This is a genomic window from Marinomonas polaris DSM 16579, assembly GCF_900129155.1.
GTDB lineage: Bacteria > Pseudomonadota > Gammaproteobacteria > Pseudomonadales > Marinomonadaceae > Marinomonas > Marinomonas polaris.
The window spans coordinates 326,570-340,149 of the sequence record NZ_FQVF01000003.1 but is presented as its reverse complement, the minus strand read 5'-3'; the positions used below and the strand labels follow the sequence as shown (position 1 = coordinate 340,149).

Annotated in this window: 11 protein-coding genes; 10 read left to right on the top strand and 1 reads right to left on the bottom strand. The window is 44.1% G+C overall.

Features of this window, described 5'->3' with window-relative positions; genetic code table 11:
• The first annotated feature begins 115 nt into the window (after positions 1 to 115).
• The 9 genes from BUA59_RS03605 to BUA59_RS03565 all read left to right on the top strand — a co-directional run bounded on the left by BUA59_RS03605 (position 116) and on the right by BUA59_RS03565 (position 9,707).
• Entirely contained in the window at positions 116 to 1,279 is a 1,164-nt protein-coding gene (locus BUA59_RS03605; protein ID WP_072838352.1) for an MFS transporter, read from the top strand.
• Between the two features lie 8 nt (positions 1,280 to 1,287).
• Complete coding sequence (locus tag BUA59_RS03600) at positions 1,288 to 2,379, top strand: WD40/YVTN/BNR-like repeat-containing protein (protein WP_084122121.1); 1,092 nt, start codon at positions 1,288 to 1,290, stop codon at positions 2,377 to 2,379.
• The gene (locus tag BUA59_RS03595; protein WP_072838351.1) at positions 2,376 to 4,775 is read left to right on the top strand and encodes an efflux RND transporter permease subunit; all 2,400 of its coding nucleotides are present in this window, start codon (positions 2,376 to 2,378) and stop codon (positions 4,773 to 4,775) included. Before BUA59_RS03600 ends, BUA59_RS03595 begins: the two co-directional genes overlap by 4 nt.
• Positions 4,775 to 5,134 (top strand): Rieske (2Fe-2S) protein, encoded by a 360-nt coding sequence (locus BUA59_RS03590; RefSeq protein WP_072838350.1) that lies wholly within the window; start codon positions 4,775 to 4,777, stop codon positions 5,132 to 5,134. Before BUA59_RS03595 ends, BUA59_RS03590 begins: the two co-directional genes overlap by 1 nt.
• A gap of 32 nt (positions 5,135 to 5,166) precedes the next feature.
• Complete coding sequence (locus BUA59_RS03585; protein ID WP_072838349.1) at positions 5,167 to 6,297, top strand: FAD-dependent oxidoreductase; 1,131 nt, start codon at positions 5,167 to 5,169, stop codon at positions 6,295 to 6,297.
• A gap of 104 nt (positions 6,298 to 6,401) precedes the next feature.
• Positions 6,402 to 6,977: a cupin domain-containing protein gene (locus tag BUA59_RS03580; RefSeq protein ID WP_072838348.1), complete on the top strand. Its 576-nt coding sequence runs from the start codon at positions 6,402 to 6,404 to the stop codon at positions 6,975 to 6,977.
• Between the two features lie 15 nt (positions 6,978 to 6,992).
• On the top strand, positions 6,993 to 7,973 hold the full coding sequence (locus BUA59_RS03575; protein WP_072838347.1) for a fumarylacetoacetate hydrolase family protein: 981 nt from the start codon (positions 6,993 to 6,995) through the stop codon (positions 7,971 to 7,973).
• Between the two features lie 16 nt (positions 7,974 to 7,989).
• On the top strand, positions 7,990 to 8,958 hold the full coding sequence (locus BUA59_RS03570; RefSeq protein ID WP_072838346.1) for an NAD-dependent epimerase/dehydratase family protein: 969 nt from the start codon (positions 7,990 to 7,992) through the stop codon (positions 8,956 to 8,958).
• Entirely contained in the window at positions 8,955 to 9,707 is a 753-nt protein-coding gene (locus BUA59_RS03565; RefSeq protein WP_217653719.1) for an SDR family NAD(P)-dependent oxidoreductase, read from the top strand. The genes BUA59_RS03570 and BUA59_RS03565 overlap by 4 nt, the downstream gene beginning before the upstream one ends.
• A gap of 265 nt (positions 9,708 to 9,972) precedes the next feature.
• Here BUA59_RS03565 and BUA59_RS03560 read toward each other — a convergent pair whose 3' ends face one another.
• Complete coding sequence (locus BUA59_RS03560) at positions 9,973 to 11,415, bottom strand: NAD-dependent succinate-semialdehyde dehydrogenase (RefSeq protein WP_072838345.1); 1,443 nt, start codon at positions 11,413 to 11,415, stop codon at positions 9,973 to 9,975.
• A 1,163-nt stretch (positions 11,416 to 12,578) separates the two neighbouring features.
• Here BUA59_RS03560 and BUA59_RS03555 point away from each other — a divergent pair.
• Positions 12,579 to 13,502, top strand: a complete 924-nt coding sequence (locus tag BUA59_RS03555; protein ID WP_072838344.1) for a LysR family transcriptional regulator — start codon at positions 12,579 to 12,581, stop codon at positions 13,500 to 13,502.
• Positions 13,503 to 13,580: the final 78 nt, after the last annotated feature.

The following is a 13,580-nucleotide window of genomic DNA, read 5'->3' as shown; positions in this document are numbered from 1 at the left end:
ACGAAATAACAATAAACAAAGTGGATGACAATTGTATGTTGATGATATCTGTGCGATACGGGATTTTTTGCTTTACGGATCGAAGAGAAGCCGCCTTTCTGATGGGAGGTGTGCGATGAGCCATCGTTTTGGTTTTAAAGGCAACCTAGCTCTGATGATTTCCCATTGTGCAGGGATGCTGGATTTAGTCGCTCTTCCATTATGGATAGGCATACTGGTTTCTTACTATAAATTTGATACTCAGCAGTCTGGTAGCTTAGTTACCTTATTTTTAATTGGCGCAGTTTGTGCCAGTTTATTTGTAGCACCTAAATTCAAACGACTTAATACACGTTTGGTGGCAACGCTTGGTTTTTTTGTATCAGGTGTGTGTTTTATCGGCGCATCTCAAACATCCGAATTTATGCTGTTAGCCGCTTTGCACTTTGTTGCTGGTTTGAGCGCAAGCTCTGCATTAAGCATGGCTCATGGCACATTAGCTCGTGGCGAAAATCCGCATAAATTGTTTGCGATTGCAGGCTTTACCCTAGGGGTTATGGGTTTTATTTTCATGGGCGCAACGCCTAATATTACTCAAGCCGTTGGTGGACAGTCATTATTCGTCATCTTTGGCGGCATTATGTTATTGGCTTCTTTGGTCTGCTTACTGACTTTCCCATCATTAAAATTAACTGAAAAAAGTCAGGGCGATCAGGCGGAAACCCCAACAAAAATTCCAACCAGTGTTTGGTATGGCATTGTGGGGATAAGCTTGATGGCGATTACTCAAGCCATGACGTTCAGTTTTATGGAGCGAGTAGGCCATGAAAGAGGCTTTGCAACAGATTCCATTACTGTTGTTTTAATTGCACTGGCTTTAATCAATATTGTTGCGGCGGCACTAGCGGGTATTTTGGAAAAGCGTATTTCGACCCGTGTTGTCTTGTTTTCAGGCCCAGTTCTGCAAATTCTTTTGTCTAATATCATGATGAACTCAACAGGTTTTGCACTTTACGCCGCTTCCGCTGCATTTTTTGTTTCTATTATGCTGTTTACTCATACTTTTGTGTTTGGGTTATTGGCCCGTTTAGACACATCAGGTCGAGCCATGGCTGCAACACCAGCAATGCTAATGATTGGCGCAGCGATTGGTCCTATCTTAGGAGGAACCATTATTAAGTTAGCGGGTTACCATGGTATTGGCATTGCTGCATTAGTATTTGGATCCATTTCACTTATTTGCTTCATGCGAGTTTTCCGAAGTGGTTCAGTGGTGGCTCAACCTGAGTCAGTGGTGTGAGGTGGATTATGTCGTATAAAAATACTACCGAGACATCCGTCACAGTGGTTAACTTTTGGCGCAAACTCGGCCGCTATACCATCATGGCATTGCTACTTTGTCGTATCGATGGTGCTGTTTCTGCCGTTGCGGATGCAATAGAACGTCCTGCTATAGAATCTCACCTTGTTGAACATTCAGTGTTAATGGCGGCGTCTTATGCAGGAAGTCATCTGATTGCCGTTGGTGAGCGTGGGTTAATTCTCCGTTCAGATGATGACGGTAAAAGCTGGCAGCAGCAACCTTCGCCAGTCAGTGTGACCTTAACGGGAGTCGATTTTTCAGATGAAAAAAATGGCTATGCCATTGGTCATGGCGGCATTGTATTGCGTACGGTGAATGGTGGAGCAGAGTGGAAGGTTCAATTGGATGGTCGTACTCTCGCTCAAAATTTGTTGCAGAAAGCCGAAGCTTCCAAAGATGAAGAGGCTATTTATCAGGCAAAATTGTTAGTCTCTGATGGCCCTGATAAACCTTTTTTAGACATGTTGTTACTTGGCCCAGATCATTTAATTGTGGTCGGTGCATACGGCTTGGCACTGGAAACAAAAGATGGAGGAAAAACTTGGGTGTCTTGGATCGATCGTATTCAAAACTACTTTGGACTTCATTTATACAGTATTCGCAAACAAGCTGATCGTATCTTGATTGCGGGCGAACAAGGTTTTGTTGCGTTTTCAACGGACAATGGACAAACCTTTGCGACTCTTGAGACACCTTATGAAGGGAGTTTTTTTACAGCGCAATTATTAGGTGATAGTGAAATAGTTCTGGCTGGGCTTCGAGGAAATACATTCATTTCTGATGATAACGGTGCAGACTGGAAAAACATTAAAAACCCAATTAGCGCCTCTATTTTGGCGTCTTTTATTAATGCAAACGGCCAAGTTATTATGGCCAATCAGGCTGGTATTTTACTTGGTCTAACAGAAAATCGTCTGGTTCCACTCACTCGTAAGCGCCTCCCACCTCTTACTAATATATTAGAAAAAACTAATGGTAGTGTACTTGCTTTAAGCGTTAATGGACCTGTATCCATTGATGTAGGAGATTTGAAATGAAACACCATTCGTCTACCTCAGCGTCTCCAGAAGACAAGTTTGATCCAAATACGGGATCAATTATTGAAAGGGTATTATTTAATAATCGTTTAATCGTCATTATCGTATGCGCTTTGCTCACGGCTCTATTAGGGTGGCAAGCCACTAAATTGACGATCAATGCCAGTTTTGAAAAAACCTTGCCAACTCATCAGGCTTATATTCAAAACTACCTAACCTATGAGAAAGAGCTAACAGGTTTAGGTAATGCATTAAGAATTGCGGTCGTTAGTCCTAAGGGCACGATTTACGACGCAGAGTATTTAGACCTGTTACGCCAATTAAGTGATGAGGTTTTTTTACTTTCAGGTGTAGATCGAGTGCAAATGAAATCCTTATGGACACCTTCCACTCGCTGGATTGGTGTCACTGAAGAAGGTTTGGATGGCGGTCCAGTGATTCCTGAAGATTACGATGGTTCACCGGCTAGCTTGCAGAAACTAAAAGCCAATGTGGCGCGTTCGGGTCAAATAGGTCAGTTAATCGCCGCAGATGAAGAATCCACCATCATCTACATGCCACTGTTAAGTGAAGATGCGACAGGAGAGGCGTTGGATTACGCAAAATACTCTGAAGCCCTTGAAGGTTTGCGAACTAAATACCAAGAACAAGGTCTGGAAATTCATATCACTGGCTTTACCAAGGTGATGGGAGATCTGATCGAAGGCGTTCAAGCAGTGCTATGGTTCTTTGCGTTAGCGGTTGTTATCGCAACGATTATGGTGTTTTGGTATACCCGTTGTGTACGCTCAACCTTTTTAGTGGTATTTGCATCTATATTAGCGGTGGTATGGCAGCTAGGTATTCTACCTACACTAGGTTATGTATTAGACCCGTATTCAATATTAGTGCCTTTTCTAGTGTTCGCTATCGGCATGAGTCATGGCGCACAAAAAATGAATGGTATTATGCAGGATGTTGGCCGTGGTTTTGACAAACTGGTCGCGGCACGTTTTACCTTTAGACGTTTGTTTATGGCGGGTTTAACGGCATTACTTGCTGATGCGGTTGGCTTTGCTGTGCTGTTAGTTATTGATATTAAGGTTATTCAAGAGTTAGCCATTGCGGCTTCTATTGGGGTTGCGGTACTGATTTTTACCAATCTCATTCTTTTGCCCATCATGCTGTCTTATGTCGGCGTTGGTAAAAAAGCCGCACAACGTAGTGTGGTGAATGATATTAATGAAGACAGTGCAAAAAAAATGCCTGCGCTATGGGTATTTTTGGATAAGTTTACTCAACGAAAATGGGCTATAGGCGCTTTAATTGGTGGATTTCTTTTAACCGTTGGTGCATTTGCATTAAGTACCCAATTAAAGATAGGAGATCTAGATCAGGGTGCACCAGAGTTACGTCAAGACAGTCGCTATAACCAAGACGTCGCTTTTATGAATCAACATTATGGTGCTTCCAGTGACGTGATGGCCATTATGGTGAAGACGCCAGATGGTCAATGCTCTCAGTATGATACTTTGAATAAAATAGACGCCCTTGAGTGGCAATTGCGTCAGCTTCCTGGGGTGGAATCGACCAACTCTTTGTCTTTGTTAACACGTCGTGTGTTGTCTGGCTTAAATGAAGGCAACCCTAAATGGTACGAGTTTTTACCTAACCAAAGTATGTTGAATTACATCACAGCGGGCGCACCACGAGGTTTGTACAACAGCAGCTGCAATCTGTTGACCGTTTATGTCTATCTACAAGATCACAAAGCAGACACCTTGAGTAACATTGTTAATCATGTGGAAGCTTTCGCTAAAGACAATAATACCGACGATGTGCAGTTTCTATTAGCTGCGGGTAGTGCAGGGATTCAAGCCGCTACTAATATCTCGGTAAAAGCGGCTTGGTATCAAATGCTGTTCCTTGTTTACGGTGCGGTTGCGTTATTGTCGTTAATTACCTTCCGCTCCTTTAAAGCCGTTATTGTGGCGCTGCTTCCTTTGATGCTGACCTCCATTATGGTCGAAGCTTTGATGGTGCAATTAGGCATGGGCGTGAAAGTCGCCACTTTGCCAGTTATCGCCTTGGGGGTCGGTATTGGTATCGATTACGCCTTGTATATTTTGTCCATAACTTTGGTTGGATTACGTCAAGGTACTAGTTTATCTGAATCTTATCTAAGGGCGCTTAACTTTACAGGTAAAGTCGTTATGTTAACTGGCGTTACTTTAGCTGTAGGGGTGATCACTTGGGTGGCGAGTCCAATTAAATTCCAAGCTGACATGGGCTTGTTGCTGGCTTTTATGTTCATTTGGAACATGTTGGGCGCATTGATTCTTCTTCCTGCTCTGGCGCACTTTTTACTTAAGCCAAAATACGCAAATGATCAAAAATCACAGGATATATCTGAGTGATGGGAGAGGTTCAAGCTAAAGTTCTTTGTCATATCGATGAGATAGAAGAAGGGGCGACAAAAGGGTTTTTGGAGAACGACGCAGGACATGATTTGTTTTTCGTTGTGAAACTTGATGGTCGCTTATTCGCTTGGCGAAATGCTTGTCCACATGTGTCTGGTGCGCCAATGGCGTGGCGCAAGGATGCGTATATGGACGCCAAGAAGCAACATGTGGCTTGTCATGCCCACGGCGCTTTGTTTGAGCCTGATACTGGTTTGTGTATTCAAGGCCCTTGCCTTGGTCAGAGTTTAGCAAAAGTCCCAGTTCATGTGGATCAAGCGGGCATGGTTTCAGTGTTAATCACAGACATTAATTAATTGTACTAACAACAAAAATAAGGAGTCATTAAATGACTGCAGTAAATAAAGTATTGGTCATTGGTGGTGGTTTCTCCGGTATGGCCACAGCAATCAAAATGCGTAGTCATGGCATTCAAGTCGATCTGGTTGAGATTGATCCAGAGTGGTGTGAACTAGGAGCGGGTATCACTATTAATGGTGCATCCATGCGAGCATTAGAAAATCTTGGTTTGTATCAACAAGTTGTTGAACAAGGTTGTGTAACGGATGGTGTGGCGATTCACCTAGCGCACGGTCCTCTGGTTATGGAGCTGCCAACACCGAGTCCTGTGGGTTCTACTGTGGGAGGCAGCGGTGGCATTTTTCGTCCTACGCTTGCTCGTATTATGTCGTCAGCGACACTTGAGTCTGGTGTTAATGTCCGTTTAGGCTGCACCTACACTGATATTCAGCAGACAGAATCAGGCGCGACTGTGTCTTTCACTGATGGCAGTACTCAAGACTATGATCTTGTTGTTGGGGCGGATGGTGTTCATTCTAAAATCCGCAAAGAGTTCTTCCCTGAAGTGGCTGACCCTGAATACATAGGTCAAGGTGTTTGGCGTGCCATTATGCCACGCCCTGCTGAAATTAATCGTGTGACTATGTGGATGGGCGATCATCTTAAGCTTGGCGTAAATCCTGTATCGGATACACACATGTATATGTTTATTACAGAAGATCGTCCTAAGAAAGAGCACATCGACAAAGCGACTTGGCCTCAAGTTTTTGCCAGTCTGATGGAAAATTTCCCTAACCCAACGGTGAAAGCACTGATTCCTCATGTGCTAAAAGAAGAAGCCAACATTGACTATCGCCCGCTGGCAAATTTGTTGGTGAAAACACCATGGAATAAAGGGCGTTTGGTTATGATCGGTGACACCGTTGCTGCGACGACTCCACACCTTGCTTCTGGTGCAGGAATTGGTATTGAAAGCGGCATTGTATTAGCCGATGAATTGGCGGCTAACACTAACCTTCAGGCCGCATTAGATACATTCCATGAGCGTCGTTGGGAGCGTTGTCGTATGGTGGTCGAAAACTCGGCTCGCTTGTGTCATATCGAAATCAATGGTGGCGACAAAGCTGAGCATTCAAAAATTATGGGGCAGTCATTAGGTGCTTTAGCTCAGCCTATTTAATTCTGATTTGAAACTCCCTTGGGTAGCGTGATGGTGTTTCCGACTGATCGCTACCACTTTTTATTTCACGTGTTGTCTATAATTTTCTGTAAAGGAGCTTTTTTATGGGCTTTCCCGATATTTATCGAGTTGTTACGGGGCATGATGAAAATGGCAACTCCATTATTGTCGAAAATGGTCCACTAAAAACCGTCATGGACCTAGAGGCCGTCCCCGGAACCAAGTTCCATGAAGTGTGGAGCACCAGCCATACACCAGCGCCTATCTCCCATACTCAAACGGATCCAACCCTGGGCCCTGTGGTGTTACCTCCTGCTTCAACAGGTACTCGTATTCGCTATGTAGACATACCGCCAGACAGCGAAGAGTTCTTGAATCAGGGGCATGGCAAGATGAAAGACATGTTTTCTAAAGTCGGCGACGAAAGTGCATCGACAGTAAAAGACGACTCACCACATCCACTTATGCACCGTACCGAATCCATTGATTACGGCATAGTCATCGAAGGTGAACTAACCCTTATCGTCGACCGAGATGAAGTCATTTTAAAGCCCGGTAGTGTCGTGGTGCAGCGTGGTACTAACCATGCGTGGGCCAATCGATCAGGAAAAATGTGCCGTATTTTGTTCATCCTAGTGGGTGGCGAATATGGCGATGAATTGGCCAAAGTATTAGCTTAATAAAGGAGTGATGTTATGAAATTCGCAACCCTACCCAATGGCACCTTAGACGGTCGCTTAATCATTGTTTCAAAGGACTTAACCCAGGCGGCAGACGCATCCTCTATTACCCCTAACTTACTTTCTGCTGTACAAAATTGGCAAAGTAAATGGATAGACCTGCAAGCCATGTATGACCTTTTGAATGAAGGCAAACTGGAAGCTGCTTTTGACTTTGACCCATCCGCTTGTCTTGCGCCATTACCAAGAAGCCCCCAATGGCTAGACGCTTCGGCCTTCTTGAACCATGGCAAATTGATGGAGGAAGCCTTCAATACCGACCCTATTGCTGACTTCGACACCATTCCTGTTATGTACCAAGGTGCCAGCGATGACTTTCAAGGCCCAACCGTAGACATTCCCATGCCAAGCGAAGCGGATGGTATTGATTTTGAAGGCGAGTTTGGGGTGATCACAGGGCCAGTACCTATGGCTGCTACTCTTGACGAAGCGGCTCAGGCGATTTGTTTGTTGGTACAAATAAACGATTGGAGTCTACGATCGTTTGGGCCTCGTGAAATGGCAACGGGATTTGGTTTTATACAAGCCAAGCCTTCATCAAGTTTTGCACCGGTTGCGGTTACGCCCGATGAACTGGGTGATGCTTGGAAAAATGGGCGTTTTAATTTGCACCTTAATGTCACCTGGAATGGTGAGCGTTTTGGTGAACCTCATGGCAGTGAAATGAATTTTTCTTTCCCTGAGTTGATCGCTCATGCGGCACGAACTCGCAAATTAAATGCAGGCTGTATCATAGGATCGGGTACCGTTTCCAATAAATCTCGAGATGCAGGATCAGCGTGTATCGCTGAACGACGAGTGATTGAGAAAATCGATCTTGGTGAGATCAAAACTCAGTATATGCGTTTTGGTGACAGTGTCCGTATGCAGGCGAAATTTGATGATGGCCGCGATGGTCCATTTGGTGTGATTGAGCAAAAAGTCATATCGAATTAACAAAAGGGGTCGTTAGATGCATGTATTAATTACGGGCGCAAATGGCTTTGTCGGACAAGCATTGACAAAACATATTCTGTCTCAAGGTTATGTTGGTAAAGGCAAGGTGTCGCGTTTGACCTTGTTGGATCGCCAGTTTGATGAAGTTGTTAATAGCTCAATGCTTGGTTTAGTGGTTGAGCAACATAGTGGTGACCTTGCAGACGATCAATGGTTGAAAGACTCTTTGGGGCGTTTCCCCATGGATGTTATTTACCATCTGGCCAGTATTCCCGGTGGTATGGCGGAAAAAAATGACGAGCTTGGTCGTAGTGTGAATCTTGATGCCACGATGACCTTGCTGGAAATTTGCAAAGCGCAAACACAATCGATAGGGCGGAAGCCAGTGTTGGTGTTCGCTAGCAGTATTGCGGTCTTTGGCACCATGCCAGATTTGGTCACCGATGATACTCCGCTGAAACCTCAGATGAGTTATGGCGCCCATAAAATCGTTGGTGAGGTGATGATTAATGACTTTAGTCGCCGTGGCTGGGTCGATGGCCGCTCATTGCGTTTACCCGGTGTGTTGGCTCGTCCGCCAGCAGAAACCGGTCAATTGTCGGCTTTTCTTAGCGATATTATTCGTGAGTTATCCCAAGGTCATACTTTCGTTTGCCCTATGTCGGCACAAGCAAAAACATGGGCATCGTCTTTGCCGAACATTATTGAAAACCTTTTACATGGTGCAGCGGTAGAAGAAAGCAAACTAAAGGCGACTAGAACTTTCACCTTGCCAACTCTCTGTTTCAGCATGGCAGAAATGGTCGATGCTATTGGCTCGGTGTACCAGCAAAACGCAAATGAACTCGTTAGCTATGAGCCAAATCCTATGATTGAAAGCTTGTTTGGGCGCTTTCCACCGCTAGAAACGCCTTCTGCCGATGACGTGGGTTTTAAACATGATGGGGATTTGAATACGCTAGTCGAACGGGCTTTATTAAAATGAACATGAATACGCTATTTTCGCTACAAGATAAGGTGGTATTGGTTACTGGCGCATCCGGTGGATTAGGTTCGGCCATTGTTGATACCATGGCTGCTTATGGTGCTAAGGTTATTGCTTCCGATCGGACAAATCAGTATGTCGCGAAAAGTGGCGTGGTTTTTATTGCTTGTGATCTAAGTCGTAACGAGGGCATCGATAAACTGGTTGAACAAGCCAAGGCGGTTTACGGCCGTATTGATGTTTTTGTGTCGAATGCTGGCGTACAAGGGCCGGCTGGGCCAATAGAGTTAATCACCGATGACGACTGGGATTTTGTCATGTCGATCAATCTAAAAAGTGCATTACGACTTTGCTCTGCGTTGATTCCAGATATGGCTGAACGCGGGCAAGGGTCAGTGATTTTAATGTCTAGTATTGCCGGATTAAGAGGCAATAAAGCCATTGGCCTCTATGGTTTGTCTAAGGCCGGATTGGCTCAGCTAGCGCGGAACTTAGCCGTTGAGTGGGGACCTAAAGGGATTCGAGTGAACGCTATTTCTCCTGGTTTGATAAGAACGCCTTTGGCCACAGAGTTACTTGAAAATGAACAATTTATGCAACGCCGTTTGCTCGCCACCCCACTTCGTCGAGTCGGTGAGCCAGAAGAAATAGCTGGCGTGGCGGTGATGCTGGCAAGTCGGGCGGGCGGCTTTATTTCTGGGCAAAATATCGTTGTTGATGGCGGTACTATTATCAGCGATGGCAATTAGTAGATATTGTCATGTTTTTATAAGAGTAGGCGGGTTGCTTGAAAGTTAGAAGAAATTCACACAATAGCGACAGAAATCCGTAAGGAATATTAGTTAATCACGTCAAAGCTTATATTTTGATCCATGCTGACTTTGTTCTAGAGAGTCTCATGGGAGAAAATAACAAAGTGTGTCTGATTGATTTTGATGTTTTCTCTACAAATAGTGTTAAGTAGAGCATAAGCGCTTCGTCTTGAAATGCCTATGCTCTACTGGTATTGATATATTAAGCAATGGAACTACAGATGTATTTCATTTCTAAATAATCCTCAATTCCGTACTTAGAGCCTTCGCGACCAAGGCCCGATTGTTTAACACCGCCAAAAGGCGCGACTTCATTTGAAATTAAGCCAGTATTATGACCAACCATGCCATATTCTAAGGCCTCTGATACACGAATCATGCGAGCATGATCACGAGTAAAGAAATACGCTGCTAGACCAAAAATAGTGTCATTGGCCATCGCTATCGCTTCTTCTTCCGTATCGAATGAGAAAAGAGGAGCGAGAGGGCCAAAGGTTTCTTCTTGAGCCACATTCATTTCAGGAGTTACACCCGTTAGGATCGCTGGCGTGATAAATAATCCACCCAAACGATCACCTCCATGAATCAAGGTCGCACCTTTGCTAATAGCATCCTTGATGTGTTCTTCTACTTTTAGAATGGCTTTTTCTTCGATCATAGGGCCAATATCTGTGCCTGCTTCGGCGCCATTACCCACTTTTAGGGCTTTGACTTTTTCCGTTAGCTTGGCGGCAAACGCATCGTAAACGCCACGTTGAACCAGAATTCGGTTTGCGCATACACAAGTCTGACCGGCATTACGGTATTTAGAGGCCATTGCTCCTTCAACTGCTTTATCAAGGTCAGCATCGTCAAAGACGATGAATGGCGCGTTACCACCCAATTCAAGGGACACTTTTTTGATGGTGTCTGCACATTGAGCCATCAGCAAACGGCCAACTTCGGTAGAACCGGTAAAAGACAGTTTGCTAACCACATGGCTGTCAGTGAGTACCTTACCAATTTTGCTTGCTGAGCCTGTGACTACTTGGAATACACCCGCTGGAATACCCGCGCGTTGAGAAAGTTCTGCGATTGCTAACGCGGTAAGTGGGGTTAAATCGGCAGGGCGAACAATCATCGAACAACCAGCTGCCAACGCTGGAGCCGCTTTGCGTGTGATCATGGCCGCCGGAAAGTTCCACGGAGTAATGGCGGCGGTCACGCCAATAGGTTGACGAATAACCGTCAGTCGTTGGTCTGCTCGTGGTGCAGGAATAGTGTCGCCGTAAATGCGTTTGGCTTCTTCTGCGAACCATTCGATAAAAGAAGCAGCATAAGCAATTTCGCCTTTCGCTTCAGCTAACGGTTTGCCTTGTTCAGTGGTCATCAGCAACGCTAAGTCATCAGAGTTCTCAAGTATTAGCTCAAACCAACGGCGCAAAATAGCCGAACGTTCTTTAGCAGGTAAAGCAGCCCATTTTTTTTGTGCGACCTTGGACGCTTCGATCACGGCAGGGATTTCTTCAGGAGAAAGGTGAGGAATCTCTATAATAGTTTCACCTGTTGCTGGATTAGTAACAGGGTGTGTGGTTTTTGCCTTTGCTTCAACCCACTCGCCATTGACTAAACAACGAGACTTAAGAAGGGACATATCCTTTAACATGCATATCACCTGTATGTTGGTAATTAAATAAATTGAGACCTTTGCACGACTGTTATGTGTTTTGGCATTGCGCGTGATGTCGTGTAAAGGTCTCAAAGTGAGTTATTTTTGTACTAATCACATTGCTATTATCAAATCTTCATCGATCAAAGTAAATAGGTTAACATGTTAACTAATTTTATTTAATAAAAAGATCATTCTTTGAATACGCCTTTAAGTTATGTCTTCCATTTTATTCGTTCCTTCTAGTCTGGCTCAAGCTTGTCGCAGTTAACTCATGCCGCTGTTGGTTGCTTATGAATTTCCCGCACAGAGCTTATGAGTACGACTCATTTCTCAGCGAGTAAGCAGAGTTTTACTCTTTAGGTTCTTCCTTATATTTCATTATAAAAATAATCCCTTGGAGGTTCTAAGTGAATAACGAAATTCGAACGAGCGCCAATGTGAATGTTTGTAATGATCTTAATATAGGATATCGGCTCATGGATATCTTCGGACTAGCAAGATGCTCTGACGTCCTGTCTGAAGTATGACCGAGTGTATGTTAAGCAAAACCAGCTAAGCCTTGTTTCTATCCATATAAAAACCTAAAAGAGGTAAGAAAGATGAAGCTCACTAATATTCTGAAAGTAGCGACATGCGCTGCTTTAATGTCGACTCCAGTACTCGCTTTAGTTGATTGGTAGCCTAACGGCCCAATTACATTAGAGGTTGGATTTGGTGCTGGCGGTAGCACCGACACCTTGGCCCGTGCGATTGCGACTCAAGTGGAAGAAGACACTGGGTGGAATGTTATTGTAAATCGGCGAACTCCGCGGTGGGGGGCGCCAGCTTGATTCCTTGGTCCACGGTTTGAGCTTGCCTTAGGCCAAACTGCGACTATTCTTCGTGGGGATATCACGAATTTCATTAATCATCCGATTGCTGCTGTCTTGTTGCTTATGTCAGTTTTTTCAATTTACTGGCTAGGAATTAGATCCTCAGTTAAGAGTAGGAAGCAACAAGAAGACAATAAAAGCTAAAATTGGGTTTAACCCGAATTGAAGCGCAGGGTACTTTCTATCAGTGTAAAAGGCGTTTTTAATGTGTTTTGGTATCCAGTGGTTTCGCTATAGGCAAAGTGATATTGTTCAACCTTATTTCTTTTTCAGAAAGAGAGTTTTATGGAGCGCTTAAACCTCAACCTGTTGCGAGCTTTAGCGGTACTGCTTGAGCAGCGTAATGTGACAGGTGCCGCAAAAATCTTGCACTTGACGCAATCTGCTATTAGCCGACAGTTGGCACAGTTGAGGGAGTATTTTGGCGACCAACTTCTGGTAAGAGAAGGTAATGATTATTTACTGACGGCGATGGCCCAACAGCTAAAGCCCAGATTGCAGGACTTGCTTAATCAGATTGATAACTTGCGTCAACAGGAGGCTTTTGACCCTTCTTTGTGCCAGCGACGTTTTACGTTTGCCTGTACCGATTATGTCGCCAACTTTATTTTTCCTGATATTTTGTCTTCTCTGCACCAACAACCCAATCAAATAGATTTAATTTATAAAACTTGGCAATCAGATTGGTTAGATAGCTTGGGTTCAAAACCAATTGATTTTGTCGCTACCATGATTAATCAAGTTCCAGATAATCTTTATGGTATTCATTTAGGCCGTGATGAACCTGCTTTGTTGCTGCACAAAGATCATCCTTTATTACAAAAAAGTGATCTCAGTCTAGAGCAGCTGCTAGCGTATCCGTTTGTTAGTATTACCATTGGTGGCGATAAGGATAGTTTCTTTGATATAGAGCTAAGTCGCTTGCATAAACAAAGGCGCATTGCGTTTGAAGTGCCTTTTTATACGTCCGCTTTTAAGGTGATCGCGAGTACGGATATGTTGTTGGTCGCACCTAAGCACATAGCGTTAAAAGCAAGTGAAATCTATGATTTAACTCATGTAAGTTTGCCAATGGATAATATCCCTGAACATAATTATTACGTGCTCTGGCACAGTATCCATCAACATGACAGCGCTCATAGATGGCTTCGGGAAATTATCGCTGATCAAATATGTCGTTCTATTTACTCACCTAGAGGCATAACGTAATTCTATCTTATTGATTTCTCAATAAGTCATTCTATCTGCATTCATACAGAGCGGATCATTGGTCTTGCCTCTCCATTA

Excerpts from the sequence above, each read along its gene's own strand:
- BUA59_RS03560 (WP_072838345.1), bottom strand. The coding sequence starts at position 11,415 with ATGTTAAAGGATATGTCCCTTCTTAAGTCTCGTTGTTTAGTCAATGGC.
- BUA59_RS03590 (WP_072838350.1), top strand. The coding sequence starts at position 4,775 with ATGGGAGAGGTTCAAGCTAAAGTTCTTTGTCATATCGATGAGATAGAA.
- BUA59_RS03565 (WP_217653719.1), top strand. The coding sequence starts at position 8,955 with ATGAACATGAATACGCTATTTTCGCTACAAGATAAGGTGGTATTGGTT.
- BUA59_RS03600 (WP_084122121.1), top strand. The coding sequence starts at position 1,288 with ATGTCGTATAAAAATACTACCGAGACATCCGTCACAGTGGTTAACTTT.
- BUA59_RS03575 (WP_072838347.1), top strand. The coding sequence starts at position 6,993 with ATGAAATTCGCAACCCTACCCAATGGCACCTTAGACGGTCGCTTAATC.
- BUA59_RS03605 (WP_072838352.1), top strand. The coding sequence starts at position 116 with ATGAGCCATCGTTTTGGTTTTAAAGGCAACCTAGCTCTGATGATTTCC.
- BUA59_RS03595 (WP_072838351.1), top strand. The coding sequence starts at position 2,376 with ATGAAACACCATTCGTCTACCTCAGCGTCTCCAGAAGACAAGTTTGAT.
- BUA59_RS03570 (WP_072838346.1), top strand. The coding sequence starts at position 7,990 with ATGCATGTATTAATTACGGGCGCAAATGGCTTTGTCGGACAAGCATTG.
- BUA59_RS03585 (WP_072838349.1), top strand. The coding sequence starts at position 5,167 with ATGACTGCAGTAAATAAAGTATTGGTCATTGGTGGTGGTTTCTCCGGT.
- BUA59_RS03580 (WP_072838348.1), top strand. The coding sequence starts at position 6,402 with ATGGGCTTTCCCGATATTTATCGAGTTGTTACGGGGCATGATGAAAAT.
- BUA59_RS03555 (WP_072838344.1), top strand. The coding sequence starts at position 12,579 with ATGGAGCGCTTAAACCTCAACCTGTTGCGAGCTTTAGCGGTACTGCTT.